The organism is Nocardioides montaniterrae (assembly GCF_054782655.1).
The window spans coordinates 101,409-126,043 of the sequence record NZ_BAAGSB010000008.1; the positions used below are offsets into that span (position 1 = coordinate 101,409).

26 protein-coding genes are annotated in these 24,635 nt (G+C 70.5%); 11 read left to right on the forward strand and 15 right to left on the reverse strand.

The window, feature by feature from the left end:
- Nucleotides 1-2: 2 nt before the first annotated feature.
- Nucleotides 3-1,193, reverse strand: coding sequence for an acetyl-CoA C-acetyltransferase (locus ACYVJ3_RS12625; protein WP_460853364.1), 1,191 nt, complete (start codon nucleotides 1,191-1,193; stop codon nucleotides 3-5).
- 150 nt (nucleotides 1,194-1,343) lie between these two features.
- Between ACYVJ3_RS12625 and mce the strand changes: the two genes are divergently transcribed.
- Nucleotides 1,344-1,793, forward strand: coding sequence for a methylmalonyl-CoA epimerase (gene mce / locus ACYVJ3_RS12630; protein ID WP_460853365.1), 450 nt, complete (start codon nucleotides 1,344-1,346; stop codon nucleotides 1,791-1,793).
- 90 nt (nucleotides 1,794-1,883) lie between these two features.
- Here mce and ACYVJ3_RS12635 read toward each other — a convergent pair whose 3' ends face one another.
- The 3 genes from ACYVJ3_RS12635 to ACYVJ3_RS12645 are packed head-to-tail and all read right to left on the reverse strand — an operon-like array spanning nucleotide 1,884 to nucleotide 4,103.
- A complete protein-coding gene (locus ACYVJ3_RS12635) occupies nucleotides 1,884-2,756 on the reverse strand; it encodes a 5-oxoprolinase subunit C family protein (protein WP_460853366.1) in 873 nt (290 codons plus the stop codon).
- Entirely contained in the window at nucleotides 2,749-3,381 is a 633-nt protein-coding gene (locus tag ACYVJ3_RS12640; protein WP_460853367.1) for a 5-oxoprolinase subunit B family protein, read from the reverse strand. Before ACYVJ3_RS12640 ends, ACYVJ3_RS12635 begins: the two co-directional genes overlap by 8 nt.
- Nucleotides 3,378-4,103: a LamB/YcsF family protein gene (locus ACYVJ3_RS12645; protein ID WP_460853368.1), complete on the reverse strand. Its 726-nt coding sequence runs from the start codon at nucleotides 4,101-4,103 to the stop codon at nucleotides 3,378-3,380. Before ACYVJ3_RS12645 ends, ACYVJ3_RS12640 begins: the two co-directional genes overlap by 4 nt.
- Before the next feature lie 130 nt (nucleotides 4,104-4,233).
- On the opposite strand from ACYVJ3_RS12645, the gene ccrA reads away from it, so the two are divergent.
- The 4 genes from ccrA (at nucleotide 4,234) to ACYVJ3_RS12665 (ending at nucleotide 8,591) form a co-directional block, all read left to right on the forward strand.
- The gene (ccrA, locus tag ACYVJ3_RS12650) at nucleotides 4,234-5,571 is read left to right on the forward strand and encodes a crotonyl-CoA carboxylase/reductase (RefSeq protein ID WP_460853369.1); all 1,338 of its coding nucleotides are present in this window, start codon (nucleotides 4,234-4,236) and stop codon (nucleotides 5,569-5,571) included.
- Between the two features lie 123 nt (nucleotides 5,572-5,694).
- Nucleotides 5,695-6,927, forward strand: coding sequence for a hypothetical protein (locus ACYVJ3_RS12655; protein ID WP_460853370.1), 1,233 nt, complete (start codon nucleotides 5,695-5,697; stop codon nucleotides 6,925-6,927).
- Between the two features lie 16 nt (nucleotides 6,928-6,943).
- Nucleotides 6,944-8,026 (forward strand): AI-2E family transporter, encoded by a 1,083-nt coding sequence (locus ACYVJ3_RS12660; protein ID WP_460853393.1) that lies wholly within the window; start codon nucleotides 6,944-6,946, stop codon nucleotides 8,024-8,026.
- Between the two features lie 70 nt (nucleotides 8,027-8,096).
- Complete coding sequence (locus ACYVJ3_RS12665; RefSeq protein WP_460853371.1) at nucleotides 8,097-8,591, forward strand: hypothetical protein; 495 nt, start codon at nucleotides 8,097-8,099, stop codon at nucleotides 8,589-8,591.
- Between the two features lie 91 nt (nucleotides 8,592-8,682).
- Here the strand turns inward: ACYVJ3_RS12665 and ACYVJ3_RS12670 are convergent, their stop codons facing one another.
- From ACYVJ3_RS12670 to ACYVJ3_RS12680, 3 genes are read right to left on the reverse strand one after another with little or no spacing between them, the layout of a single operon-like run.
- Nucleotides 8,683-9,471, reverse strand: a complete 789-nt coding sequence (locus ACYVJ3_RS12670; protein WP_460853372.1) for an alpha/beta fold hydrolase — start codon at nucleotides 9,469-9,471, stop codon at nucleotides 8,683-8,685.
- 32 nt (nucleotides 9,472-9,503) lie between these two features.
- A complete protein-coding gene (locus ACYVJ3_RS12675; RefSeq protein ID WP_460853373.1) occupies nucleotides 9,504-10,673 on the reverse strand; it encodes a 3-hydroxyacyl-CoA dehydrogenase NAD-binding domain-containing protein in 1,170 nt (389 codons plus the stop codon).
- Between the two features lie 32 nt (nucleotides 10,674-10,705).
- Nucleotides 10,706-10,987, reverse strand: a complete 282-nt coding sequence (locus ACYVJ3_RS12680; RefSeq protein WP_460853374.1) for a DUF167 domain-containing protein — start codon at nucleotides 10,985-10,987, stop codon at nucleotides 10,706-10,708.
- Between the two features lie 25 nt (nucleotides 10,988-11,012).
- Between ACYVJ3_RS12680 and nucS the strand changes: the two genes are divergently transcribed.
- The 3 genes from nucS to ACYVJ3_RS12695 all read left to right on the forward strand — a co-directional run bounded on the left by nucS (nucleotide 11,013) and on the right by ACYVJ3_RS12695 (nucleotide 12,779).
- Nucleotides 11,013-11,711: an endonuclease NucS gene (gene nucS, locus ACYVJ3_RS12685; protein WP_460853375.1), complete on the forward strand. Its 699-nt coding sequence runs from the start codon at nucleotides 11,013-11,015 to the stop codon at nucleotides 11,709-11,711.
- A 92-nt stretch (nucleotides 11,712-11,803) separates the two neighbouring features.
- Entirely contained in the window at nucleotides 11,804-12,409 is a 606-nt protein-coding gene (locus tag ACYVJ3_RS12690) for a DUF952 domain-containing protein (protein WP_460853376.1), read from the forward strand.
- A 10-nt stretch (nucleotides 12,410-12,419) separates the two neighbouring features.
- On the forward strand, nucleotides 12,420-12,779 hold the full coding sequence (locus ACYVJ3_RS12695; protein ID WP_460853377.1) for an arsenate reductase family protein: 360 nt from the start codon (nucleotides 12,420-12,422) through the stop codon (nucleotides 12,777-12,779).
- 61 nt (nucleotides 12,780-12,840) lie between these two features.
- On the opposite strand, the gene ACYVJ3_RS12700 is transcribed toward ACYVJ3_RS12695, so the two are convergent.
- The 3 genes from ACYVJ3_RS12700 to ACYVJ3_RS12710 form a co-directional block, all read right to left on the reverse strand.
- Nucleotides 12,841-14,841, reverse strand: a complete 2,001-nt coding sequence (locus tag ACYVJ3_RS12700) for a protein meaA (RefSeq protein ID WP_460853378.1) — start codon at nucleotides 14,839-14,841, stop codon at nucleotides 12,841-12,843.
- Nucleotides 14,842-14,927: 86 nt separating this feature from the next.
- On the reverse strand, nucleotides 14,928-15,242 hold the full coding sequence (locus tag ACYVJ3_RS12705) for an STAS domain-containing protein (RefSeq protein WP_460853379.1): 315 nt from the start codon (nucleotides 15,240-15,242) through the stop codon (nucleotides 14,928-14,930).
- Nucleotides 15,243-15,371: 129 nt separating this feature from the next.
- Nucleotides 15,372-16,760: a serine/threonine-protein kinase gene (locus ACYVJ3_RS12710; RefSeq protein ID WP_460853380.1), complete on the reverse strand. Its 1,389-nt coding sequence runs from the start codon at nucleotides 16,758-16,760 to the stop codon at nucleotides 15,372-15,374.
- Between the two features lie 42 nt (nucleotides 16,761-16,802).
- On the opposite strand from ACYVJ3_RS12710, the gene ACYVJ3_RS12715 reads away from it, so the two are divergent.
- From ACYVJ3_RS12715 to ACYVJ3_RS12725, 3 genes are read left to right on the forward strand one after another with little or no spacing between them, the layout of a single operon-like run.
- The gene (locus ACYVJ3_RS12715; protein ID WP_460853381.1) at nucleotides 16,803-17,402 is read left to right on the forward strand and encodes a cob(I)yrinic acid a,c-diamide adenosyltransferase; all 600 of its coding nucleotides are present in this window, start codon (nucleotides 16,803-16,805) and stop codon (nucleotides 17,400-17,402) included.
- Entirely contained in the window at nucleotides 17,402-18,355 is a 954-nt protein-coding gene (locus ACYVJ3_RS12720; protein ID WP_460853382.1) for a lytic transglycosylase domain-containing protein, read from the forward strand. Before ACYVJ3_RS12715 ends, ACYVJ3_RS12720 begins: the two co-directional genes overlap by 1 nt.
- A 16-nt stretch (nucleotides 18,356-18,371) precedes the next feature.
- The gene (locus tag ACYVJ3_RS12725) at nucleotides 18,372-21,569 is read left to right on the forward strand and encodes a DEAD/DEAH box helicase (RefSeq protein WP_460853383.1); all 3,198 of its coding nucleotides are present in this window, start codon (nucleotides 18,372-18,374) and stop codon (nucleotides 21,567-21,569) included.
- Between the two features lie 92 nt (nucleotides 21,570-21,661).
- Here ACYVJ3_RS12725 and ACYVJ3_RS12730 read toward each other — a convergent pair whose 3' ends face one another.
- The 5 genes from ACYVJ3_RS12730 to ACYVJ3_RS12750 all read right to left on the reverse strand — a co-directional run bounded on the left by ACYVJ3_RS12730 (nucleotide 21,662) and on the right by ACYVJ3_RS12750 (nucleotide 24,477).
- A complete protein-coding gene (locus ACYVJ3_RS12730) occupies nucleotides 21,662-22,147 on the reverse strand; it encodes a DUF6188 family protein (RefSeq protein ID WP_460853385.1) in 486 nt (161 codons plus the stop codon).
- Nucleotides 22,148-22,302: 155 nt separating this feature from the next.
- Nucleotides 22,303-22,665: an SCO4402 family protein gene (locus ACYVJ3_RS12735; RefSeq protein WP_460853386.1), complete on the reverse strand. Its 363-nt coding sequence runs from the start codon at nucleotides 22,663-22,665 to the stop codon at nucleotides 22,303-22,305.
- A 12-nt stretch (nucleotides 22,666-22,677) separates the two neighbouring features.
- Nucleotides 22,678-23,022: a hypothetical protein gene (locus ACYVJ3_RS12740; RefSeq protein WP_460853387.1), complete on the reverse strand. Its 345-nt coding sequence runs from the start codon at nucleotides 23,020-23,022 to the stop codon at nucleotides 22,678-22,680.
- A complete protein-coding gene (locus ACYVJ3_RS12745) occupies nucleotides 23,019-24,152 on the reverse strand; it encodes a putative T7SS-secreted protein (protein ID WP_460853388.1) in 1,134 nt (377 codons plus the stop codon). Before ACYVJ3_RS12745 ends, ACYVJ3_RS12740 begins: the two co-directional genes overlap by 4 nt.
- Entirely contained in the window at nucleotides 24,136-24,477 is a 342-nt protein-coding gene (locus tag ACYVJ3_RS12750; protein WP_460853389.1) for a hypothetical protein, read from the reverse strand. Before ACYVJ3_RS12750 ends, ACYVJ3_RS12745 begins: the two co-directional genes overlap by 17 nt.
- Between the last annotated feature and the right edge of the window lie 158 nt (nucleotides 24,478-24,635).

A 24,635-nucleotide genomic window follows, 5' to 3' on the forward strand; every position in this document is an offset into this window, starting at 1 on the left:
CCTCAGGCCTTGGGGACGCGCACGATCATCGCGTCGCCCTGGCCGCCACCGCCGCAGAGAGCGGCGGCGCCGGTGCCACCACCGCGACGCTTGAGCTCGTTGGCGAGGTGCAGGACCACGCGGGCGCCGGACATGCCGAGCGGGTGACCCAGCGCGATCGCGCCACCGTTGACGTTGACGATCTCGTCGGAGATGCCGAGCTCCTTGGCCGACGCCATGCCGACCGCGGCGAAGGCCTCGTTGAACTCGACCAGGTCGAGGTCGCTGGCCTGCAGGCCGGCCTTCTCGAGCGCCTTGGCCGTGGAGGCGGCGGGCTGCAGCTGGAGGCTGGAGTCCGGACCCGCGGTCTGGCCGTGCGCGACGATCTCGGCGAGGTAGGTGAGGCCCAGCTCCTCGGCCTTGGCCTTGCTCATCACGACGACCGCAGCGGCACCGTCGGAGATCTGCGAGGCCGAGCCGGCGGTGATGGTGCCGTCCTTGACGACCGGGCGGAGGCCGGCGAGCGACTCGGTGGTGGTGTCGGCGCGGACGCCCTCGTCCTGGCTCACGACGACGTCGCCGCGGCGGCTGGAGATGGTGACCGGGACGATCTCGTCGTCGAAGACGCCGTTCTTCTGCGCCTCGGCGGCACGCTGGTGCGAGCGGGCCGAGATCGCGTCCTGCTCCTCGCGGGTGAACTTGTCCGACGCCGCGTTGCAGGTGTCGGTCAGGTTGATCATGGCCTGCTTGGTGAACTGGTCGAAGAGCGCGTCGTAGACCATCGAGTCGACGAGCGTGGTGTCGCCGTACTTGAAGCCGTCACGCGACTTGGGGAGCAGGTGCGGGGCGTTGGTCATGGACTCCATGCCACCGGCGACGACGATCTCGGCCTCGCCGGAGGCGATCATCTGGGAGGCCTGGCCGATGGCGTTGAGGCCCGAGAGACACACCTTGTTGATGGTGATGGTCGGGACGTTCATCGGGATGCCGGCGCCGTGCGCGGCCATGCGCGCCGGGTTCTGGCCGGCACCGGCCTGGATGACCTGGCCCATGATCACGTAGTCGACCTGGTCCGCCGAGACGCCGGCCTTCTCCAGAGCGCCCTTGATGGCGACGGCACCGAGGTCGGCGGCGGAGAGGGACGCGAGACCACCCATGAGGCGGCCGATCGGCGTACGCGCGCCGGCGACGATGACGTTGGGGTTGTCGGACATGTTTCCTCCGTGGAAGGCGAACCAGTGAACTTTTGCGACTGTACTCGGGCTCAACGCGCGTCGGGCAGGGGTCTCGTCCCCCACCGCGTGAGGCTCTCGTCACAGGCTCGCGCTGGACGACGTACGCCGGCCTCGCGGCATGATGGCCCCATGAGCCTGAGCGACGTCCAGCACCTGTTCACCGCCATCGACCACGTCGGCATTGCCGTCCCCGACCTCGACGAGGCGATGAAGTTCTACACCGAGGTATACGGCATGACCGTGGCCCACGAGGAGACCAACGAGGAGCAGGGCGTCCGCGAGGCCATGGTCCGCGTCGGCGACACCGACTCCTGCATCCAGCTGCTCGCCCCGCTCTCGCCGGAGTCGACGATCGGCAAGTTCCTGGCCAAGTCGGGCCCCGGTCTCCAGCAGCTCGCCTACCGCGTCGCGGACATCGACGCGGTCTGCGCGACCCTGCGCGAGCGTGGCCTGCGGCTGCTCTACGACGTCCCGAAGCGCGGCACGTCGAACAGCCGGGTCAACTTCATCCACCCCAAGGACGCTGGTGGCGTGCTCGTCGAGCTCGTCGAGCCGGCCGCGGACGCCGCGCACCACTGAGCACGCTGGTCACTCCGGTGCGCAGGAATCCCCGGTTCACCGGTGATTCCTGAACTTCCACCCCATTGCATTGGTCTGGAAGTTCAGCTTTCACCGGTGAACCGGTGATTCCGACACCCACCTGAACCCGACCGTCTCCCCCGGCCTCAGCTGGGCGAGGCGGTCGGTGTCTTCCTCCACGACGACGCCGACGACGGGATAGCCACCCGTCACCGGGTGGTCCGGCCCGAAGACGATCGGCTCGCCGCTCGGAGGCACCTGGATCGCGCCCCTGGTCGCGCCCTCGCTGGGCAGCTGCCGCTCCGGGTCCTGAAGGACGAGGCGGCCGCCCTCGAGCCGTACGCCGACCCGGTCGCTCTTGCCGCCGACGACCCATCGGGTGCGGGTGAGCAGGGCGGGTTCGGCGATCCACCCGGCACGCGGCCCCGGCACCACCCGGAGGACCGGGCACTCGGCGTACGACCTCAGCGGGACGGCGTCGACGATGATGTCGCCGGCGACCTGGCGACCGACCGGCAGGCGGTCGCCGACGGCGACCGGCCGCGGGCCGATCGCCGAGAGCGTGTCGGTGGAGCGGGAGCCGAGGACCGGCGCGACGTCCACGCCGCCGCGGATGCAGAGGTAGGAGCGCAGGCCGGTGGGCGGGACCCCGAGCCGCAGTCGTTGACCGGGCCGCAGCGCGACGATCGCACCGGACGGCTCCGCGCGGCCGTCGATGCTCAGCTGCACGGGCGCACCGGTGACGCAGACCCAGGATGTCGCCGTCGCCTCGACCTCGAGGCCACCGAGGACGACCTCGAGCGCAGCGGCACCGGGTGCGTTGCCGAGCAGCCGGTTGCCGAGGTCGTACGCCGAGACGTCGGCCGCACCGCTCGCCCCCACCCCGATCGCGGCATGCCCGGGCCGGCCGGCGTCCTGGACGAGCACTGGCCCGCCGACGGCGTGGACGACCAGCTCACGCATCGAGCGCCTCGAACCTGACCGTGGCACCGGCCCGCAGCAGCGCGGGCTCGTCGCGCGCGAGGTCCCAGAGGACGGCGTCGGTCCGCCCGATCAGCTGCCACCCGCCCGGCGACTCGCGCGGGTAGATCCCGCTGAACTCCCCCGCGAGCCCGACGGCCCCCGCCGGCACCCTCGTCCGCGGGGTGTCGCGCCGCGGCACCGTCAGCCTCGCGTCGCCTCCGACCAGGTAGGCGAACCCCGGAGCGAACCCGCCGAACGCCACCCGCCACTCACTCTCCCCGTGTGCCCGCACGACCTCGGCCTCGTCGAGACCCGTCAGCCGGGCGACCTCGACCAGGTCGGGGCCGTCGTACGTGGTGGGGATGACGACGTCGGGTAGTCCCTGACGAAGAGCACACTTCTGACGGGGGAAGTCGTGCTCTTCGTCAGGGACCACCGCCCGCAGGCGCTCGACCCACACCCCCGGGCGCGCCTTGAGGAGCACGGTCCGCGCACCGGGTACGACGTCCGCGACGACCTCGGCGACCGACGGCGAGGAGCGCAGGAGGTCGGTGAGGGCGACGACCTCGTCGGTCGAGGCGAGCTCGACGAGGAGGGCGCGGTCGCCGTACGGGAGGAGCCTCATGCGAAGGCCGCGACCTCCACGCCGGACTCCGACAGCGCGGCGCGGACGGCAGCCGCGATGGCCACCGCGCCCGGGGAGTCGCCATGCACGCAGAGCGAGTCGACCGCCGGCGCCAGCGACACCGCTTGAGCGGCGGCCTCGGAGGGCGACTCGAGCAGCGCACCCGCCTGGCCGCGGGGCACCAGTCCACCGTCCGGGAGGTAGCCGCGGTCGGCGAAGCCCTCGGTCACCACGGTCAGGCCGGCCGCCTCGGCCAGCAGCAGGAAGGGCGAGCCGGGCAGGCCCATGACCGGCAGGCCGCCGTACTCGACGACGGCGTCGATCACCGCCTGCGACTGCTCGGGCCGCTGGTTGACCGCGTGGTAGAGCGCACCGTGCGGCTTGAGGTAGCGCACCGACGTGCCGGCCACTCGCGCCAGCCCGTCGAGGGCGCCGAGCTGGTAGAGCACGTCCGCGGTCAGCTCGGCCGGCGACATCGCGATGAAGCGGCGGCCGAACCCGGCAAGGTCGCGGTAGCCGACCTGGGCGCCGATCGTGACGCCGTGCGCCACGCACATCGCGACCGTACGCCGGAGCGTGAGCGGATCTCCCGCGTGGAACCCGCAGGCCACGTTCGCCGAGGTGAGGTGCGGGAGGAGGGCGGCGTCGTCGCCGAGCGTCCAGCGTCCGAACGACTCGCCCACATCTGCATTGAGGTCGACCACGGCTCTATCGTGGCCCATGCGTGTCCGCATGGCGGGCAACCGATGAGACGGCCCTCACGAACGCACCCACAACCGGTTAACGACCGGTAACCTCCGCGACGGCCGTATTGCCACCCCCGATTCCGCATCCGTTAGGGAGACGACGACCGTGCAGCACATCCTCGACGCCATCCAGGCCGAAGCCAGTCCCGAGGAGTTCGCCAACCTGGCGCTCCCGGAGTCCTACCGCGCCGTCACCGTCCACAAGGACGAGGTCGACATGTTCGAGGGCGTCCAGTCCCGCGACAAGGACCCCCGCAAGTCGCTGCACCTCGACGAGGTCGCGATGCCCGAGCTGGGCCCGGGCGAGGCGATCGTCGCCGTCATGGCCTCCGCCATCAACTACAACACCGTGTGGACCTCGATCTTCGAGCCCGTCTCCACGTTCGGCTTCCTCGAGCGCTACGGCCGCGAGTCGGACCTCGGCGCGCGCCACAACCTCGACCACCACATCGTCGGCTCCGACCTCTCCGGCGTCGTGCTGGCCGTCGGCCCCGGCGTGACCAAGTGGAAGGCCGGCGACCGCGTCGTCGCGCACTGCCTCTCCGTCGAGCTCGAGGCCCCCGACGGCCACAACGACACGATGATGGACCCGAGCCAGCGCATCTGGGGCTTCGAGACCAACTTCGGCGGCCTCGCCGACGTCGCCATGGTCAAGGCCAACCAGCTCATGCCGAAGCCCGAGCACCTCACCTGGGAAGAGGCCGCCTCCCCCGGCCTGGTCAACTGCACGGCGTACCGCCAGCTGGTCTCCAAGAACGGCGGCGGCATGAAGCAGGGCGACAACGTCCTGATCTGGGGCGCCTCCGGCGGCCTCGGTGGCTTCGCCACGCAGTACGCCCTCAACGGTGGCGCCAACCCGGTCTGCGTCGTCTCCAACGAGGAGAAGGCCCAGATCGTGCGCAACATGGGCGCCGAGATGGTGATCAACCGCTCCGAGCTCGCTCCGAAGTTCTGGAACGACGAGGGCACCAAGCAGGACCCGAAGGAGTGGAAGCGCTTCGGTGCTGCCATCCGCGAGCTCACCGGCGGCGAGGACATCGACATCGTCTTCGAGCACCCGGGTCGCGAGACCTTCGGCGCCTCGGTCTTCGTCACCCGCAAGGGCGGCACCATCACCACCTGCGCGTCGACCTCGGGCTACATGCACGAGTACGACAACCGCTACCTGTGGATGAACCTCAAGAAGATCGTCTCCAGCCACTTCGCCAACTACCGCGAGTCGTGGGAGGCCAACCGCCTCGTCGCGCAGGGCAAGATCCACCCGACCCTGTCGCGCGTCTACTCCCTCGAGGACACCGGCCAGGCCGCGCTCGACGTGCACCACAACAAGCACCAGGGCAAGGTCGGCGTGCTCTGCCTGGCCCCCGAGGAGGGCCTCGGCGTGAAGAACGCCGAGATGCGCGAGAAGCACCTCGACAAGATCAACCTGTTCCGGGGCATCTGATCTAGGAGCCCGCAGCAACGTCAGCAGATCCCACTCCGGGACACCGGGGTGGGATCTGTTGCGTTCATCGGGGAGGATTGGCCCGACCCCGAGTAACACCGAGCCACTTTGGAGCTTCCGCCGATGAGCGACCAGGGCCTTTCCATCTTCGACGACGAGTCGGACGACACCCAGACCGAGACCGACGAGCAGGCTCCCGAGGCCGCCCGGGCCGAGGAGACCCAGGTGATCGCGACCCCCGTCGTCGCTGCCCCGGCTGCGCCCGCCGCGCCCGCGCCCTCCGCGCCCGCGCCCTCCGCGCCGTCCGCCGTGACCCGATCGTCGGTGAGCCAGGTCGGTACCTCGACGTCCTCGGCCAACCCGCTCAGCGCCCTGCCCCTCGTCCGCCGCGGCGGCTACGACAAGGCCGCCGTCGACACCCACATCCGCCAGCTCTCCGCCGAGAAGGCCAACCTCGGCGCCAGCCTCGAGGAGTCCGAGCGCCGCGTCATCGAGCTCGAGCAGGAGCTCGCCGGGCTCAAGGAGACCGTCGCCGAGACCGACACCCCGTCGTACGCCGGACTCGGCGGCCGTGCCAGCGCGATGCTGCGCCTTGCCGAGGAGGAGGCCGCGGAGATCCGCCAGACGGCCAAGCAGCAGGCGGCCGAGATCCTCGCCCAAGCCGAGGCCGACGCCCGCGCGATGCGCGCCGAGGCGGCCCGCCACACCGACGAGCTGCGCGCCGCGCACCGGTCGGAGATGGAGGAGAACCGCTCGCGGCTGCTCACCGACGCCGAGCAGGAGCGCGAGCTCGCCAAGGGCGAGGCCGAGGACATGCGGGCGGCGGCCCGCCGCGAGGCCGACCAGCACAAGATGGCCGCCCACCAGGAGGCCGCCGAGCTGCGCAGCGAGGTCCAGCGCGAGGTGGAGCAGGCGCGTGCCGCCGTCGACCGCGAGGTGATGGAGGCCCGCCGGATGCTGGCCGTGGAGAAGGAGCGTCTCGCCCGCGAGGCCACCGACCACCACAAGACCGCCGTCGCCGAGACCCGCAAGCTGGTCGAGGAGTCCGAGCAGCGTGCCAACGCCGCCGAGGAACGCGCCGCCGAGGCGTCGCGCCAGGCCTCGGCCAACCGCGCCGCGGCCCAGTCCGAGGCCGAGGGCATCCTGGCCCGCGCCCGCAACGAGGCCGAGCAGATCCTGGCCTCCGCCAAGACGCAGGCCGAGGCGCTCAAGGGCACCGGCGACGCCGAGGCCGAGCGCAAGGCGTCCGCCACGCGCGCCGAGCTCGACCGGCTGACCCGCCGCCGCGACGCGATCACCGCCCAGCTCTCCTCCCTCGCCGACCTGGTGGCGGGCTTCAGCGCGGACGAGAGCTGAGACCGGCTTGACCGAGGTGCCCGCCCCGCCGGCGGAGGACGAGCCGACGTACGGCGTACCGGGCGAACGGTTCGACCGCCGCTCGCCGTTCTTCATCGGCTTCGTCGGCGCGACGGGTGCCCTGCTGGCCTACAGCCTCTACCAGGCCTTCCTCGGCATCAGCTCGGTGCTGATGCTGGTGGTCGTCTCGTTCTTCCTCGCCGCCGGGCTGAACCCCAGCGTCGAGGCCCTCGAGCGTCGTGGCCTGCGGCGCTCCCGGGCGCTCCTCGTCGTCATCCTGGCGGCCCTGGTCGTGCTGACGCTGTTCCTGGTGGCGATCGTCCCGGTCATCACCGACCAGGTGCACTCGCTGACCGAGAACGTCCCGAACTGGCTCGACGAGCTGCAGCGCAACGAGGCGGTGCGCCGCCTCAACGACGAGTACGACGTCATCGGCAAGCTGAAGGAGTTCGTCTCCAGCGGCGACTTCGTCTCGACCGCGTTCGGTGGTGCGTTGGGCGTCGGGATGAAGATCCTGTCGGTGCTGTTCAACGGCTTCATCATCATCGTGCTGACGCTGTACTTCCTCGCCTCGCTCAAGACGACCACCCACGCCGTCTACCAGCTGGCGCCCGCGTCGCGTCGCCGCCGGGTGGAGCTGCTCGGCGACAAGATCATCGCCAACATCGGCGGCTACGTCTCCGGCGCGTTCGTCGTCGCTCTCTGCGCCGGCATCTCCTCGCTGATCTTCCTGCTGTTCACCGGCATCAGCGAGTACGCCGTCGCACTGGCCTTCGTGGTCGCGATCCTCGACGTCATCCCGATGATCGGTGCGACGATCGGTGCGGTGCTCGTCTGCGCGATCGCCTTCGCCTCCGACGTGCCCAGCGGCATCGCCTGCATCGTGTTCTACGTGATCTACCAGCAGATCGAGAACTACGTCATCTACCCCCGGGTGATGAGCCGCTCCGTCGAGCTTCCGGGCGCGGTCATCGTGATCGCGGCGCTGGTCGGCGCTGCCCTGCTCGGCGTGGTCGGCGCGATGCTGGCCATCCCCGTCGCCGCGGCCGTCGTCCTCGTGTTCCGCGAGGTCGTCGTGAAGCAGCAGGACCTGCGCTGATCGGCATCGGGCACTCGTCTGGAGCGACCGCATGATCGTTCACTCGACGTCTCCTGACGGGCGCGAGGTCGTGACGGTCAGCAGCGATCGATGGCTGATCTGGCTGTACGCCCGAATCGGCCTGGCGACCTCAGCGACCGCTGAATTGGTGATCCTCCTGCTGGCCGCGCGGGGAACGATCGATCACGGTCAGTGCGTGAACGCACTGCTCGTAGCGGCCGGCCCGGTGCTGCTGTCGATCTTCAGCCTGGACTACTGGCGCACCAGCGCGAGGACGGTCTACGTGAGCGACGGCGTACGCCTCCGAGTCGTCCGGCGTTCGAAGGTGGTCTTCGACGAACCCGTCGAGCGGATCAGATGCCTGCGTCTCGGTCCGAAGCTGGGGCCACGGGAGCTGCTGTTCTCGCCGCCGTATCCGGATCTGCCGAGGCTCTGCATCCAGCTCGTCGACGATCCGTACGACGAGGTGAAGACGATTCCGTGCGCCCTCTGGGGCGACGCCGCGCACCAGGTCGCCGTTGCCTTGGCGGCCGCGTGCGGCGGAACCACAGAAGCAATCGAGTGACGAGGTCCACTGCCCACCCGGGCTCGGGCAAAGGCGTCACCAGCGCCTCAAGCCGGCCACAGGCGGCGCTTCTGGCTCCTCTGAGGGACGCTCAGGCGTCGAGGAAGCGGCGCAGGATCTCGGTGACGAGCTCGGGCTTGTCGGCGTGCAGCCAGTGCCCGGCGCCCTTCACCACGACCTTGCGGTTGCGGGGGAACCAACGGTCCATCGCGGCGGCGTACTCCTCGCGGACGTAGCCCGACTCGCCGGCGGCGAGCCACAGCGTGGGCTCGCCGTACGCCGGGGCGCCCGCCAGCCGGTCCTCGGGCCAGTCGGCGATCGTGCTCATGTCGCGAGCGAGGACCTCGAGGTTGGGCTGCCAGGACCAACCGCTCGGCGTACCGCTGTCGCGGCGCAGGTTCTGGAGCAGGAAGCTGCGGACCGTCGGGTCGGTGACGGCAGGGGCGAGCAGGGCGTCGGCGTCCTCGCGGGTGCGGACCAGGCTCAGGTCGACATCGAGCATCGCCTGCGCGAAACGGCCCAGCCCTCCCCCGGCGCCGAGGTCGTAGCGGACCGGCGACATGTCGGCGACGACCAGCCGTGAGACCAGTGCGGGGTGCAGCAGCGCCAGGATCATGGCGACCTTGCCGCCCATCGAGTGCCCGACGACGGCGGTCGGCTCGTCACCGATCAGCTCGGCCACCTGGTCCGCGACCTCGACGTAGTCGAAGTGGTCCGACCACGCCGAACGGCCGTGGTGGGGCAGGTCGGCCAGGGTGACGCGGTGCGTCGGCTCCAGCGCACGGGCGATGGTGGTCCAGTTGCGGCCTTGCCCGAAGAGGCCGTGCAGGAACAGCACACGACCCCCGGCAGTGCCGAGGGTCGTGTGGTGGAGCGTCATGCGCGAAGTCTTTCAGACCTCACGCCCGCAGATCACTTGGCGTAGTTGTGGAAGCCTTCGCCGGTCTTGCGACCGAGCTTGCCCTCGGCGACCTTGGCCTCGAGGGTCGTGGCCGGGGCGAAGCCCTCCTCCTTGAACTCGGCGTAGAGCTCCTTCTGGATGGCCAGCGACACGTCGTTGCCGACGACGTCGAGCAGCTCGAACGGGCCCATCGGGAGACCGGCGGTCTCCTTGATGGCGGTGTCGATCTCGGTCAGCTCGACACCGGTCTCCGAGAGCAGGACCGCGTCGTTGAGGTACGGGAAGAGCAGCGCGTTGACGATGAAGCCCGAGCGGTCACCGCAGGAGACGGCGACCTTGCCGACGTTCGCGCAGAGCGCGAGGACGGTCTCGTTCACGTCGGCGGCGGTGGCCGGCGTGGTGACGACCTCGACCAGCTTCATGACCGGGGCCGGGTTGAAGAAGTGCATGCCGATGACGTCGGCCGGGCGGTCCGTGCAGGCACCGAGCTGGGTGATCGGGAGGGACGAGGTGGTCGTCGCCAGGATCGCGCCCTGCTTGCAGATGCCGTCCAGGTCGCGGAAGAGCTCGAGCTTGATGTCGAGATCCTCGGCGATGGCCTCGACGACGATGTCGACGTCACCGAGCGCCTCGCGCTCGGTCGAGCCGGTGAGGCGGTCGAGCAGGTTGGACTTGTCGTCCTCGGTGGACTTGCCGCGGGCAATGGCGCGGTCGAGGTTCTTGGTGATGTAGCCGATGACGCCGTCGAGCTTGTCCTGGCTGCGGCCGACGTACACGACGTCGTAGCCGGCCTGGGCGAACACCTGGACGATGCCGGAGGCCATCGTGCCGGTGCCGACGACGCCGACCTTGCGGATCTCGTGCTTGAGCTCGGGCGCGGACGCACCGGCAGCGGCACCGAGCTCGGCGAACGTGCCGCCCTCGTTCGCCAGCTTCTCCAGCAGGTCGGCCGGCTTGTGCAGGTTGTCGCCGGACTCGGCGAACCGCGCGGCGAGCTTGTCGCGCACGGCGGCGGCGCCCAGCTCGTCGATGACGGTCAGCGGGCCCTTGGGGTAGCCGCAGCCGAAGCGCATGCCGGCGTCGATGTCGGCGACCGAGGCGTAGCCGGACTCGTTCATCCGGACCGCGTGGTTCAGGTACGGGAGAACCAGGGTGTCGAAGATCTGCTCACTCGTAGGCATGCGCGCAGTCTCCCATCCATCCTGGCCGCTTGCTACTCAGCGGTAATAGACGAGACGAGAACCACCTTGGACCGGGACGTCTGTCCGCGCAGGACCTTGACGGCGGAGCGTGCGACACCGAGCTGCTCGGCGACGTATTTCTCGAGCGCCGCGTTGGCCTTGCCGTCCACGGGCGGTGCCTGGAGGCGGATCTTGAGCTGGTCGCCGTACTCCCCGACGACCTCGGTGCGTCTGGCCCCAGGCTGCACCCGTACGGCGAGCAGCCACCCCTCGCCGTCGCGCCGCCACCACGGACGGTCGGGTTCGATCTGCACGAGGGCCAATGTAGGTTGGCGGACCGTGAGACTCGTGGTTGCGCGCTGCCAGGTGGACTATGCCGGCCGGTTGACGGCCCACCTCCCGATGGCGACGCGGGTCCTGATGCTCAAGGCCGACGGGTCCGTGCTCGTGCACTCCGACGGCGGCTCGTACAAGCCGCTGAACTGGATGTCACCGCCGTGCACCGTCGCCGAGGGCGAGACCGAGGACGGCCGCATCGAGTGGACCGTCACCGCGAAGGCCGCAAAGAACGCCCCGTCGGACACGCTGCGGATCCTCATCGACGAGGTCATCCACGACTCGCTGCACGACCTCGGCATCGACCCCGGCCTGCAGAAGGACGGCGTCGAGAAGCACCTCCAGGAGCTCCTCGCCGACCACCCGGCGACGCTGGCCGAGGGCCTCGTGCTGGTACGCCGGGAGTTCCCCACGGCCATCGGTCCGGTCGACCTGATGTGCCGCGACGCAGCCGGCCTGTCGGTCGCCGTCGAGATCAAGCGCCGCGGCGAGATCGACGGCGTCGAGCAGCTCACCCGCTACCTCGAGCTGCTCAACCGCGACCCGCTGCTGACCACGCGCGGCGAGGTGCGCGGCATCTTCGCCGCCCAGGAGATCAAGCCCCAGGCCCGGGTGCTGGCCGAGGACCGGGGCATCGCCTGCGCCGTCGTCGACTACGACGTCCTTCGCGGGCTGGACGACCCGACGGACCGCTTGTTCTAGGCGTCCGTCGCGGGCGGCACGATCCGACGGACCGTCACGGTCTGACCTCACTCACATGTGAGTGAGGTCGGACCGTGGCCTAGGGTCTGCGCGTGGCCACGATCTTCCATCTCGCGCTCGCCTCGGACTGGGCGCAGGCGCAGGCATCGGGTTCGTACACGATCTCGACCCGCGGCCGCACGCTCGCCGAGGAGGGGTTCATCCACGCGTCGCGAGGTGACCAGTGGCCGGCCGTGCGCGAGCGGTTCTACGCAGATGTCACCACTCCCCTGCTGCTGCTCCAGATCGACACCGGGAGGCTCGGCGTACCGGTCATCGACGAGCCGGCCGTACCGGGGGGCACCGAGACGTTCCCACACATCTACGGGCCGCTTCCCGTGGCAGCGGTGGTCAAGGCGATCCCGCTCGACGGGGTCCCGGCAAGCTCGACCACCACCGCGACCACCACCGCGACCACGACCGCGACCTCGGCGAGCTCGCCCACCGCGGTCAATCCGGGCGGATCCTTCGCCAAGGCGTACTTCCACGAGATGTTCCTCAACGCCGCGCTGATCGCGCTGATCCTCGCGTTCGGGCTGGTCGGCTTCGCGATCGGACACGGCGCCCACCCCGACGGCGGGGTGCCGGGCATCACCGGCCTGGCCGGCGTGCTCGCGGGAGCCGTGGCGGCTGTGTGGCTCTACCGCCGCCGCCAGTAGCGTTCTCCCCGTGATCGAGATCTGGCTCAACCCCGCCTGCTCCAAGTGCCGCACCGCCGTCAGCGAGCTGGATGCGGCCGGCAAGGACTACGTCGTACGCCGCTACCTCGAGCAGCCGCCCACGGTGGCCGAGCTGTCCGACGTGCTGGATCGCCTCGGCCTGGAGCCGTGGGACATCGCCCGCACCGCCGACGCCAAGGGCCTGGGGGTCACCCTCCCCGCCAAGGACGCCGAGCAGCGCGACGCCTGGCTCCAGCTCCTGGCCGAGCAGCCCAAGCTCCTGCAACGTCCCATCATCACCGCCGCAGATGGCACGACGGTCGTCGGCCGCGACGCCGACTCACTGGCGAAGGTGATCGACGCCGGCTGACCGGCGTGCACCACACGACACAGCGGCCCCGAGCGATGCTCGGGGCCGCTGTCGTTGAAGCTCAGTCGAGGCCGTTGGCCTTCCGGATGACGTCGACGATGCCGCCCATGATCTCGGTCAGGCCGAAGTCCTTGGGGGTGTAGACCGCGGCGACGCCCTGCTCGATCAGCGCCTTCCCGTCGGACTCGGGGATGATGCCGCCGACGATGACCGGGACGTCGTCCATGCCCTGCGCCTTGAGGCCCTCGAGGACCGCCGGCACCAGCTCCATGTGCGAGCCGGACAGGATGGACAGGCCGACGCAGTGGACGTCCTCGGAGACCGCCGCGGCGACGATCTGCTCGGGGGTCAGGCGGATGCCCTGGTAGATGACCTCGAAGCCGGCGTCACGCGCACGGACGGCGACCTGCTCGGCACCGTTGCTGTGGCCGTCGAGCCCGGGCTTGCCGACCAGCAGGCGCAGGCGACCGCCCAGCTCGTTGCCGGTGGCCTCGACCCGCTCGCGGACCGCCGTCAGCTCGGCGCCGGCCTCGGCCACGCCGACCGCACCGGCGACACCGGTGGGCGCACGGAACTCGCCGAAGACCTCGCGCAGCGTGCCCGCCCACTCGCCCGTCGTGGCACCCGCGCGGGCGGCCTCGAGGGTGGCGGCCATCAGGTTCTCGTCGGTCTTGGCGACCTCGGCGACCTTGGCGAGCGCGGCGTCGACGGCCGCCTGGTCACGCTGACCCTTCCACGCGGCGACGGACGCGAGCGCGGCCTCCTCGGCCAACGGGTCGGCGGTCATGATCGCCTCGTCGAGGTTCGCGGTCAGCGGCGACGGCTCGGTGGTGTCGAACTTGTTGACGCCCACGATGATCTCGTCGCCGGCCTCGATCCGGGCCCGACGACGGGCGTGGGAGGCGACCAGCTCGGACTTCATGTAGTCGACGGCACCCATCGCGCCACCCATGGCCTGGACCCGGTCCATCTCGGCCCGGGCACCTTCCTTGAGCTCGGCGACCTTGGCCGCGATGACGTGCGAGCCGTCGAAGATGTCGTCGTACTCGAGCAGGTCGGACTCGAAGGCCAGGACCTGCTGCAGGCGCAGCGACCACTGCTGGTCCCACGGACGCGGGAGGCCGAGCGCCTCGTTCCACGCGGGGAGCTGCACGGCGCGCGCACGCGCGTTCTTGGAGAGCGTGACGCCGAGCATCTCCAGCACGATGCGCTGGACGTTGTTCTCGGGCTGTGCCTCGGTCAGGCCGAGGCTGTTGACCTGCACGCCGTACCGGAAGCGGCGCATCTTCGGGTCCTGGACGCCGTAGCGCTCCGCGGTGATCTCGTCCCACAGCTCGGTGAAGGCGCGCATCTTGCACGTCTCCTCGACGAACCGGACGCCGGCGTTGACGAAGAACGAGATCCGACCGACGACCTTCTCGAAGTCCTCGTCACTGACCTGGCCGGAGTTCTTGACCTGGTCGAGCACCGCGATCGCCGTGCACAGGGCGTAGGCGAGCTCCTGCACGGGCGTGGCGCCGGCCTCCTGCAGGTGGTAGCTGCAGACGTTGATCGGGTTCCACTTCGGGATGTAGTTGACCGTGTAGGCGATCATGTCCGCGATCAGGCGGAGCGAGGCCTCCGGCGGGAACACGTAGGTCCCGCGCGAGAGGTACTCCTTGATGATGTCGTTCTGGGTCGTGCCCGCCAGGAGCTTGGCCACCTCGGCCGGCTCCATGTCGGGGTTCTGCTCCTCGCCGACGACCTGGTACATCGCGAGCATCCACATCGCGACGGCGTTGATGGTCATCGAGGTGTTCATCTCGGTGACGGGGATGTCGGTGAAGAGCTTGCGCATCTCGCCCAGGTGCGGGATCGGTACGCCGACCTTGCCGACCTCGCCGCGCGCCATCGGGCTGTCCGGGTCGTAGCCGGTCTGGGTCACCAGGTCGAAGGCCACCGAGAGGCCCGTCTGACCCTTGGCCAGGTTGGTCCGGTAGAGCGCGTTGGACGCCTCGGCCGTGGAGTGGCCGGCGTACGTGCGCATCACCCAGGGGCGGTCCTTCTGCGGGGTCTCGCTCATAGGCGCAGCCTAAGGCGTCCGCTACCGCTCGGTAACGGCGGTGAGGTGTGCGTTTGTGCACACCGTCACTTCCGAGGGGCGCCGGGTCAGGCGGGGATGTCGTCCCGCTCGAGCTCGACGACGCGGATCAGGTGCGTCAGGTGGAGCATGCGTCGCACGCTCGGGCCGGTGCCACACAGGACGACGTGGTGGCCGGCCTTGAGGGCGCGCCGGCTGGCGGCGGCGAGCACCTTGAGCGCGGTGACGTCGATGCACTCGACGCCGCGCATGTCGACGGTGATGTCGCCGTCGTACTGCTCGAGCTGGTCGTTGATCGCCTCACGGACCTGGCCGGTGCTGCGCACGTCGAAGTCACCACTGAGCACCAGCGTGGGACCGTCCTTGGCCACGTCCACGACCATCACCTGTCTCCGTCGAGCGAGTCGCACCTGTACCCACCATGACGCGCGGCACGCGCGATCGGTTGCATCTGATCGGCGGGTCGCTGGGACTGATGTGACCAGTGGGACTGGCGCGGACCCGCCCGCAGGTCAGCTGCAGCAGACGATGTTGTTGACGTAGAAGCTGATGCCGGACCCGTCGACGCGGGAGACCACGAGCGATCCCTGCCCGACCCAGACCACCCGGACCTGTCCGTCACCGATGTCCTCGACCCGGCGCGTGCCGTCGGCCCTCAGCTTCAGGACGTTGCTGGCCCAACCGTCGTGCGTGCAGTCCCAGGTGGCGGTGTCGATGTGCTCGGAGGCGAGGTCGTTCGGGTCGACGTACAAGGAGGCGTCCTTGCAGTCCCCCGCCTGCACGGCCGTCACGAACTTCATCGCGGCTCGCTCGTAGGCGTTGACCGCACCACTGCCGCTGTCCCCGCGCAGCGCGAGCCAGGCGATCACGCCGCCGAGGACGAGCACCACGACCGCGAACGGGACGACCAGCCTCCAGCGGCGTGCAGCGGACGCCGGCGGATGAGCAGCGTGGAGCGAAGGTGGAGGAGGCGGAGGGAACGCGGGCGGCGCCATCGCCGGCGTGGCCGGCGGCCGGCTCGGCGGCGCCAGCGGAGGCAGACCGCCCGACGCCGCGACGAGCGGCGCGAGCTCCCCGAGCAGGGGTCCCGGCTCGGCGCCCGCGTCATGGGCCGCGCGGGCGAGCTCGCCGGCGAAGGTGCGCGCGTCCGGCCACCGGTCGTCCGGGTGCGCGGCCAGACCGCGGTCGATGACCTCGTCGACCGACGGCAGCACGGACCGCACCGTGGAGAGCCGCGGCACACGCGCGCCGGGACCCAGCGCCGCCTGCGGCGAACGACCGGCGAGCAGCGCCCACGCGACCGCCGCGAGGCTGCGTACGTCGGAGCGGCGGTCCAGCGGCAGGCTCGGGTCGAACTGCTCGGGCGACATGTACGCCGGCGTGCCGACGTCGCGGGTCACCTCACCGCCGTCGATGACCCGGGCCACCCCGAGGTCCGCGATCAGCACCCGCAGGCCGTCGTGGGTGCGGGTCAGCAGCAGGTTGGCCGGCTTGACGTCCCGGTGCACCACGTTGCGGGCGTGCAGGGCGGTCAGCCCCTCAGCCGCCTGCGCGACGATCGCCGCGGTCTCCTGCAGCCCCAGACCCGCCCCGCGCTGCGCCAGCACCTCGGCGACGGTGCCCGCGTCGGCGTACGCCATGACGAAGTAGGGGATGCCGTCGGGCGTCTCGCCGATGTCGTGGACGCGCACGACGTACGGCGAGTCGACGGACCGCAGCAGCCGGGCCTCCTGCAGGAACCGCTCGCGGATGTCGGCGACGCCGGCCCAGCCCCGTTGGAGCGCCTTGACCGCGACCTCGGAGTCCAGCTGGGGGTCGCGGTAGAGCCACACGTCGGCGAACCCGCCCGACCCGAGATGGCGCACCTGCGCGAGACGCCCGAGCGTCGTGGGCAACGACATGTCGCACACCCTAGGGCCAGCCCACCGCCTAGGCTCGGCGCCATGGTCAACCTGACGCGCATCTACACCCGCACCGGCGACGCCGGCCAGACCCGGCTCGGCGACATGAGCGTCACGTCCAAGACCGACCTCCGGCTCGAGGCGTACTCGACGGTCGACGAGGCGAACGCGCAGATCGCCGTCGCGGTCGCGACCGGGGGCCTCTCCGACCACGTCGTGGCCGTCCTGACCCAGATCCAGAACGAGATGTTCGACGTCGGCGCGGACCTGTGCAACCCGGTCGTCCCCGAGCCGGAGTACCCGCCGCTGCGCATCGAGCAGCACTGCATCGACCGCCTCGAGGCATGGTGCGACCACTTCAACGAGGACCTGGAGAAGCTGCGCTCCTTCATCCTCAACGGCGGTACGCCGGCGGCGGCCCAGCTGCACGTCGCCCGGACCGTCGTACGCCGGGCCGAGCGGGCCGCCTGGGCCGCGAACGAGGTCCACGGCGAGTCGATGAATCCGCTGGCGATCAAGTACCTCAACCGGCTCAGCGACCTGCTCTTCATCCTCGCGCGGGTCGCGAACAAGGACGTCGGCGACGTGCTCTGGGTCCCCGGTGGCGAGCGGGGCTACCAGCCGCGGGACGCCGCCGAGTGATGTTGCGGCACCTCGCTGCAGCCGCCGCCCTCGTCGGGCTCGCGGCGGTCGCGGGGTGCTCGGACCGGACCGAGCCGAGCACGACTCCGCTCACGGGGGAGTCGGCGCAGGTCTCGACCGCCCCGTCCGTCGGCATCTCGCTGCCGACGTTCCATCCCCTCACGCCGGCTCCCGACGCACGCCGGCTGGCCCACCGACTCGCTCACGCCGAGCTACGCCTGCACGTCGAGACCGGGGGCCCGGGTTACGACCAGGCCGCCTTCGAAGCCCAGCTGCGCTACCGCCAGCTCGCCCGCAACCCGTCGTGGGTGCCGGGCGTGATCGGGGCGCTGCCGAACGAGTACCGCGCCGAGGCGCGGCTGCAGGTCCGCGCCCGGCAACGGCTGCGCAGCGTGCTCACCAGGCTCTCCCCCGACGTACCGGCCTGGCGGGTGGCGGCCCCGGCCCCGGCAGCCGACCTGCTGCGCTTCTACAAGGAGGCGGCGGATCGCTACGGGCTGGACTGGCAGCTGCTCGCGGCCGTCAACTTCGTCGAGCCGGCGTTCGGCAAGGTCCAGGGCCTCTCGACGGCCGGCGCGCAGGGACCGATGCAGTTCATGCCGTCGACCTGGGCGGCGTACGGCACCGGTGACGTCACCGATCCCCACGACGCGATCATGGGCGCCGCGCACTACCTGTCCGCGATGGGCGCGAGCGACGGCGAGAGCGGCGTACGCCGAGCGCTGCTGGCCTACAACAACGCGCAGGGGTACGTCGACGGGATCCTCGCCTATCGGCGGATCATCACCGACGATCCCGCGTGGTTCCGGGCTTTCTACCACTGGCAGGTCGTCTACCTCTCGACGATCGGCGACCTGTGGATCCCGATCGGCTACCACCGCAGCACGCCCGAGCCGGCGTCGGCGTACGCCGCGCAGCACCCGGGCCGTCACCTGGGTGTCGCCACCGACTGATTGACTGGCCGCTCGCATGAACGTCCTCGCCTCCCTCACCGACGCCTACCTCGCCGAGCACTTCGACCCGGCGACGATCGGGCGCGCGCTGTCGTACGTCGGCGCCGTGCGGGACATCGAGCTCTCCACCCTGAGCGCGGGGTCGGTGACCGCGACGGCGCTGGTGGCGGGAACCCGCGACGTGCCGTACGAGGTGCAGCTGCACGCGGAGGTCGCCGGCGGCGCCCGCGGGCGCGGCTGGCTGTTCACCGTGTGCACCTGTCCGGTGGGCTCGCTGTGCAAGCACGGTGCCGCGCTGGCGTTCGCGCTGCGGCGCGGGTTCGTCGAGAGCGCCGACGTCCGCGCCAAGCCGCAGTGGCGCACCAGCCTGGGCCGGCTGAGCGAGGAGCTGCGCCGCGAGCTGCCCAGCGAGCGGGATCCGCTGACGATGGCGCTCGAGTTCGCCTACGAGCCCGCGCGCCAGCGCTCCTGGAACGGCGCGGGCGCGCGGGTGCTGGTCCGGCCGTTGCGGCCCGGCGCCAAGCAGCGCTGGATCAAGACCGGCGCCGACTGGAGCGACGTCCCGCTCCTGGCCAGCAGGCGCCAGCTGGTCCCGTCCCAGGCCGCCGCGCTCGTCGCGCTGCAGACCTCGCTGCAGGTCAATCACGCCTACTTCGCCGGCGGTGCGGCCTCCGACGTACGCGACTTCGGGCCGCAGGCCGTGCGGCTGCTGCGCGACGCCGTCGACGCCGGCGTCGAGGTCGTGTGTCGCGCGCCCCTGCGCGAGATCGTGCTGGCCGAGGAGCCCGCCCGGCTGACGGTCGACGTCGCCGCGGGCCAGGGCACCACCACGGAGCTCCGGGTCGGCATCGACGACGGCTCCCGCCTGTGGAGGGGCGACGAGGTGATCCCGATCGGGCTCCCGATCGCGCACGTCGTCGGCCTGCTCGACGACGGGCGGTTGACGCTGGCTCCGACCTCCGCGCCGCTGACGGCCGCGGCCAAGTCGCTGCTCGAGACCGCGCCGCTCGTGGTGCCCGAGGGCGAGCTCGACGAGCTGCGGGACGAGCTCCGCTCCCTGCTCCCGCTCGTGCCCGTGCGCTCCCCCGATGCCTCCGTCGAGGTCCCCGAGCCGCTGCGGCCGACGCTGGTCCTGATCGTGTCCTGGCACGGCTCGACCGCGGTGAGCCTCGAGTGGCTCTGGGAGTACGCCGACGGGCGGATCCGCCACGACTTCCCCGCGGACGGGCCGGCCGACCGGACCGGCGTACGTCTGCGGGGCGCGGAGCACGAGATCGCCGCACAGCTGCCAGACGGGCTGTTCAAGCGACGGGCCCTGTCCGGCGGGGACGCGCTGGCGTTCGCGCTCAACGACCTGCCGTTCCTCCGCACGCTCGACCGGGTGCGGGTCGAGGAGAGCGAGGCGCCGGACTTCCGCGAGGCCACCGAGTCGCCGGAGATCAGCTTCGCGCTGGTCGAGCCGGAGAGCACCGACCACACCGACTGGCTCGACCTCGAGGTGGCGGTCACCGTCGACGGCGAGGCCATCCCGCTGCCCGACGTCCTCGCTGCCCTGACCGCCGAGGCCGAGTTCGTCATCCTGCCGAGCGGGCTCTACCTGACCACCGACCGACCCGAGTTCGACCGGCTCCGCGAGGTCGTCGCTGCGGCCGCCGAGCTGCGCGAGCGCGACGGCGACCGGATCGGCGTCGGCCGCGGCGACCTGGGCCTGTGGGCCCAGCTCGCCGACGCGGGCATCGTCGACGCCGAGGCGGCCGAGTGGGTCGAGCGCGCGAAGGCGCTGCGCGACCTGGAGGCGATCCCTCAGCCCGAGACGACCGGTCTGGTCACCGAGCTGCGCTCCTACCAGCGCGAGGGCTTCTGGTGGCTGGCGTTCCTCTGGCAGCACGGCCTCGGCGGCGTGCTCGCCGACGACATGGGACTCGGCAAGACGCTCCAGGTCCTCGCCCTCATCGCCCATGCCCGCGCCATCTCGCCGTCGGCAGCCCCGTTCCTGGTCGTCGCGCCGACCTCGGTCGTCACCGCGTGGGCCTCGGAGGCCGCCCGCCACGCGCCGGACCTGCGGGTCGGTGTGGTCTCGCGCCGCGACGACGACGTGGCAGCCATCTGCTCAGGCAGCGACATCGTCGTGTCGACGTACACACTGGTCCGGCTGGCCCAGGACTCCTACAGCCCACTCCCCTGGTCCGGTGTCGTGCTCGACGAGGCGCAGCAGGTCAAGAACCACCAGTCCAAGACGTACGCCGCCATCCGCTCGCTGCACGCTCCGTTCCGGCTCTGCGTCACGGGCACACCGTTCGAGAACCGGTTGATGGAGCTCTGGGCGCTGCTCTCGATCGCGGCGCCGGGGCTCTACCCGACCCCGAAGAAGTTCACCGAGCTGGTGGTGAGGCCGGTCGAGAAGGACGGCGATCGCGTCGCGCTCGAACGGTTCCGGCGACGGATCAAGCCGTTCATGCTGCGGCGCACCAAGGAGCTCGTCGCCGCCGACCTGCCCGAGAAGCAGGAGCAGGAGCTCGACGTGGTGCTCGAGGCGCGGCACCGCCGCATCTACGACACCCACCTGGCGCGCGAGCGCCAGCGGCTGCTCGGCCTGCTCGAGGACTTCGACGCCAACCGGGTCGCGATCTTCTCGGCGCTCACCAAGCTGCGCCAGCTCGCCCTCGACCCGGCGCTGGTCGATCCGGAGCACGAGGGCGTCGGCTCGGCCAAGCTCGACGTGCTGCTCGAGCACCTGGAGGAGCTGACCGCCGAGGGTCACCGGGCGCTGGTGTTCAGCCAGTTCACCTCGTTCCTGGGGCGGGTGCGCTCACGCCTCGACGAGGCCGGCATCGCGACGGCGTACCTCGACGGCTCGACCACCGACCGCGCCGGTGCCATCGACCGCTTCCGTGACGGTGACGCCCCGGTCTTCCTCATCTCCCTCAAGGCCGGCGGCGTCGGCCTGACGCTGACCGAGGCCGACTACGTCTTCGTGCTGGACCCGTGGTGGAACCCCGCCGCCGAGGCCCAGGCCGTCGACCGCGCCCACCGCATCGGCCAGACCCGCAACGTGATGGTCTACCGCCTCGTCGCGACCGACACCATCGAGGAGAAGGTGATGGCGCTCAAGGCCAAGAAGGCCGAGCTGTTCGCCCAGGTCGTCGACGGCGACGGCGCGATGTCCACCTCGATCTCCGCCGACGACATCCGGGGACTCTTCGACGCCGACTGACGCCGAGATGCAGGTTGTGGCTGGGTTCTTGGCCGTACGTCGACCGGAACCTGCATCTCGACAGTCGTGGGATGCCACTGACACCCGGCCCCTCAGCGTGGGTCGTCAGGCACGGAACGGAACAGCGCCACCTCTCCGCCCGGTAGACCGATCGACATGGATCCCTCCGCATGCCAGAGAGTCCAACTCTCGTAGTCAGCATCAGGCGGTACTCGCAGACGACCGTCGTCCGCGAAGGTGAGCTGCAGCGTCCCGGTGTCGGGGCGAACCTCAACCCGCGCGACCACACGACCGACAAGGAGTCCCCTCAGCCCCGGATCCAGATCCGGTCGCTCAGGATCGATCGCAGAAGACGTTCCGTCAGCAGAGGTCACGGTGAACGGCCCTTCGATTCCGAGAGCCGAGCCGGTCGACAAGGTGATCAGAACCCGTGTTTCCCACTCAACGGCGATCACCGCCGCGCCTTCAACATCCGGGTTCACTGGGTGCCCCCACGGCGTCAGAGTCGACTGCCGCGTCCACCAGCCACGCCGGACCAACGCAGAACACGCTGCCCGAGCGATCTTGATCATCGCCATCGCAACCTCCCGAGAATGTCGAGGTGACACGCACGACGCTACGTCGTTCGGCCCGTCAGCGTCGGCCGCCATCCACAGCCTCGAACGATCATCGTGGTGTCTCATGGTCACCTGGTGACTACGAAACACCACGCTGATGAGGTCAACAACGTCCTTCAGCGCATCGCCGTGAGGGCAAGCCCGGCGGCAGCAACCACCGCCGGCCAACGCGGGTCAGCGAGGTACACCTCGTCAGTGCTGTTGCCCAGGTCGTCGAGCATCGGGGTGAGCACGGCACCGAGTCGCTCCAGGCCGGGAACGTCCGACTCGAGCAGCACCGAGGGCACCGCCGGCGCCGGGTCCGGCAGCACGCAGCAGTCGTCGTAGAGGATGTGGATGTTGAGCGTCAGGTCATCATAGAAGTTCTCGCTCTCGATGTAGCGACCCCATCGAGTGCGCTGGTGCTCCACATCGCTCAATGATTCGAGCGCCGCCACCACTTCGGCGCGCATGTAGGGATACTGAACCCCGTCCTTCATGGCATCAGCCGCTCATCCCGAAGTGTGCCGTAACCGTTCGACAACCTCCGGAAGCCCGCCGAACAACTCAGGAGTCGAGAGCTCGAAGAGAGCCTGCGCCAACAGGTCGGCGTGTGCCGCCTCGAACCCGACGTCGTCACGACCATGGAGCGCCTCCGCCCAGGCCTCGACCTCATCGGCAGCCAGCTCTGCTCGCTGGAAGGCCTCCATGACGCGCTTCAGGTCTACGAGGCTGAGGACTGCGACCTCCTGGTCCGAATCCCAGTCGAGTGCCGCGACGCCCGAGACAGCTTCCGCGATGGGACGCCGCAGCTCGATGAGATCGGTCAACGTGATCAGGTGGTCGTCCTTTGTCATGGCCTCATCTTGTCCTTGATATGCACGAGAGAACCGTCAGGCGCGATGGTGGTCTTGACGTACTCCGTGGTGCGACCGCCCTCGTCGACAACCTTTATGTAGACCGCGTACGAACCGGGAACCCTTCCAGGAACCTCTGCTGAAAACTGGACGGAGCCATCGAGACGGGCGTGGACCATCGGCTCCTTTGCCCCGGCGGGGAGCTTCTTGACGTAGCGCGCATAGTTGGCCGCTTGCGCTTGCCCAAGATCCTCGACCCTGATCGTCCGAAGCGCTTCTGCTCCTCGCACCAACGCCTGAAGGCGCGGCAGCATCGCGACACCCTTGACCACCAACCCGGCCCCGTCCAGCACAAGGCCGGCCAGCATCGCCGTACCGAAGAGTCCGCCGGCGAACTCGCGGGCGGAGGCTCCGGCATCGGTCCTATGGTCCGGATCGTGCGGCAGGCGCAGGGCGTCCCACAGCGACTCCCCCAGCCCGGCCGCGCCGTGCAGCAGGTGCCCGGGCGCGTGGATCGAGTCGAGCACGACGTCCTTGGCCAGCTCCTTCAGCGGCGGGAGCAACGGAGCGTTGGCGGGCGACGGCGCCGTCTTCGCCGCCGCCTCGAGCAACGCCTTCGCGTCCAACCCGGCCTGGTGCACGTCGGCTCGTGCCGCCTCGAGTCGCCGGATCGCCGCTACCTTGCTGGCCGGGACGGCGAGTGGGGTGACCGATGGCATCACAGGTCCCAGCACGCCGCCGTGCGCCGGCGGATGCGGAAGCACGGGGCGAGCGCACGCCGCCTCGGCAGCCGCGGCGGCCTGGTACTCCACCAACGCCGATCTCGCCTGGACCCGCGCGGCGTGCACCGCGCTGACGTACCCGGTCAGCGCCGTCGCGGCATCCTCGAACGCTTTCACCGCGATCCGCAGCGACGCGAGGTGGCTCAGCCGCGCCGCCTCGTAGACGTCGGCGGCCTTGCCGGTCCAGTGCTCGCCGTGGACCTGGATGTAGCTGATCCCGCGGTACGCCGCCGCGAGCTCCTCGGCATACGACGTCGTATTGGTCGCAAGCGCCGCGAGGGCCGTCGTGTCGCCAGGGATCAGGCCCGCAGGCGCCGTGCCCAGCGCCAGGTCAGCCGCGGCGCTCATGGACCGCCGCCTGGAGCACCCGCACGGCGTACGCCACGTCCGCATCCACCCCGAGGTAGTCGCTCACCGCCTCGCGGATCCCCTTGGCGAACCGGACCTGCTCACCCACGATCGCGTAGATGCCGTCGGTCCAGCACCAGGCGAAGTCCCGCAGGCCGACACCGAGGTCGTCGTTGCCGGTGTAGATCAGCTCGTCCTTGACGATGTCGACGTCCTTCGTGACCAACCCGACGGCAACGGCGTCGAAGCCGCCCGCCGCGTCCGCCAACGGCCCCGGAGCGACGCGGAACCCACCGCTGGAGCCGCCACCCGACACAAGATCCATCGCAACCTCCCGAGAACGCCGCATGCGATGCGACGACGCTACGTCGATCGGCGGATCAGCCTCGGAAGTTATCCACAGTGATGATCCGAGGGCTGCTTCATCCACAGGTACGGCGTGTGCGGCTTCGGCTGCCGAGGTCGGTGCCGAGGATGAAGTGG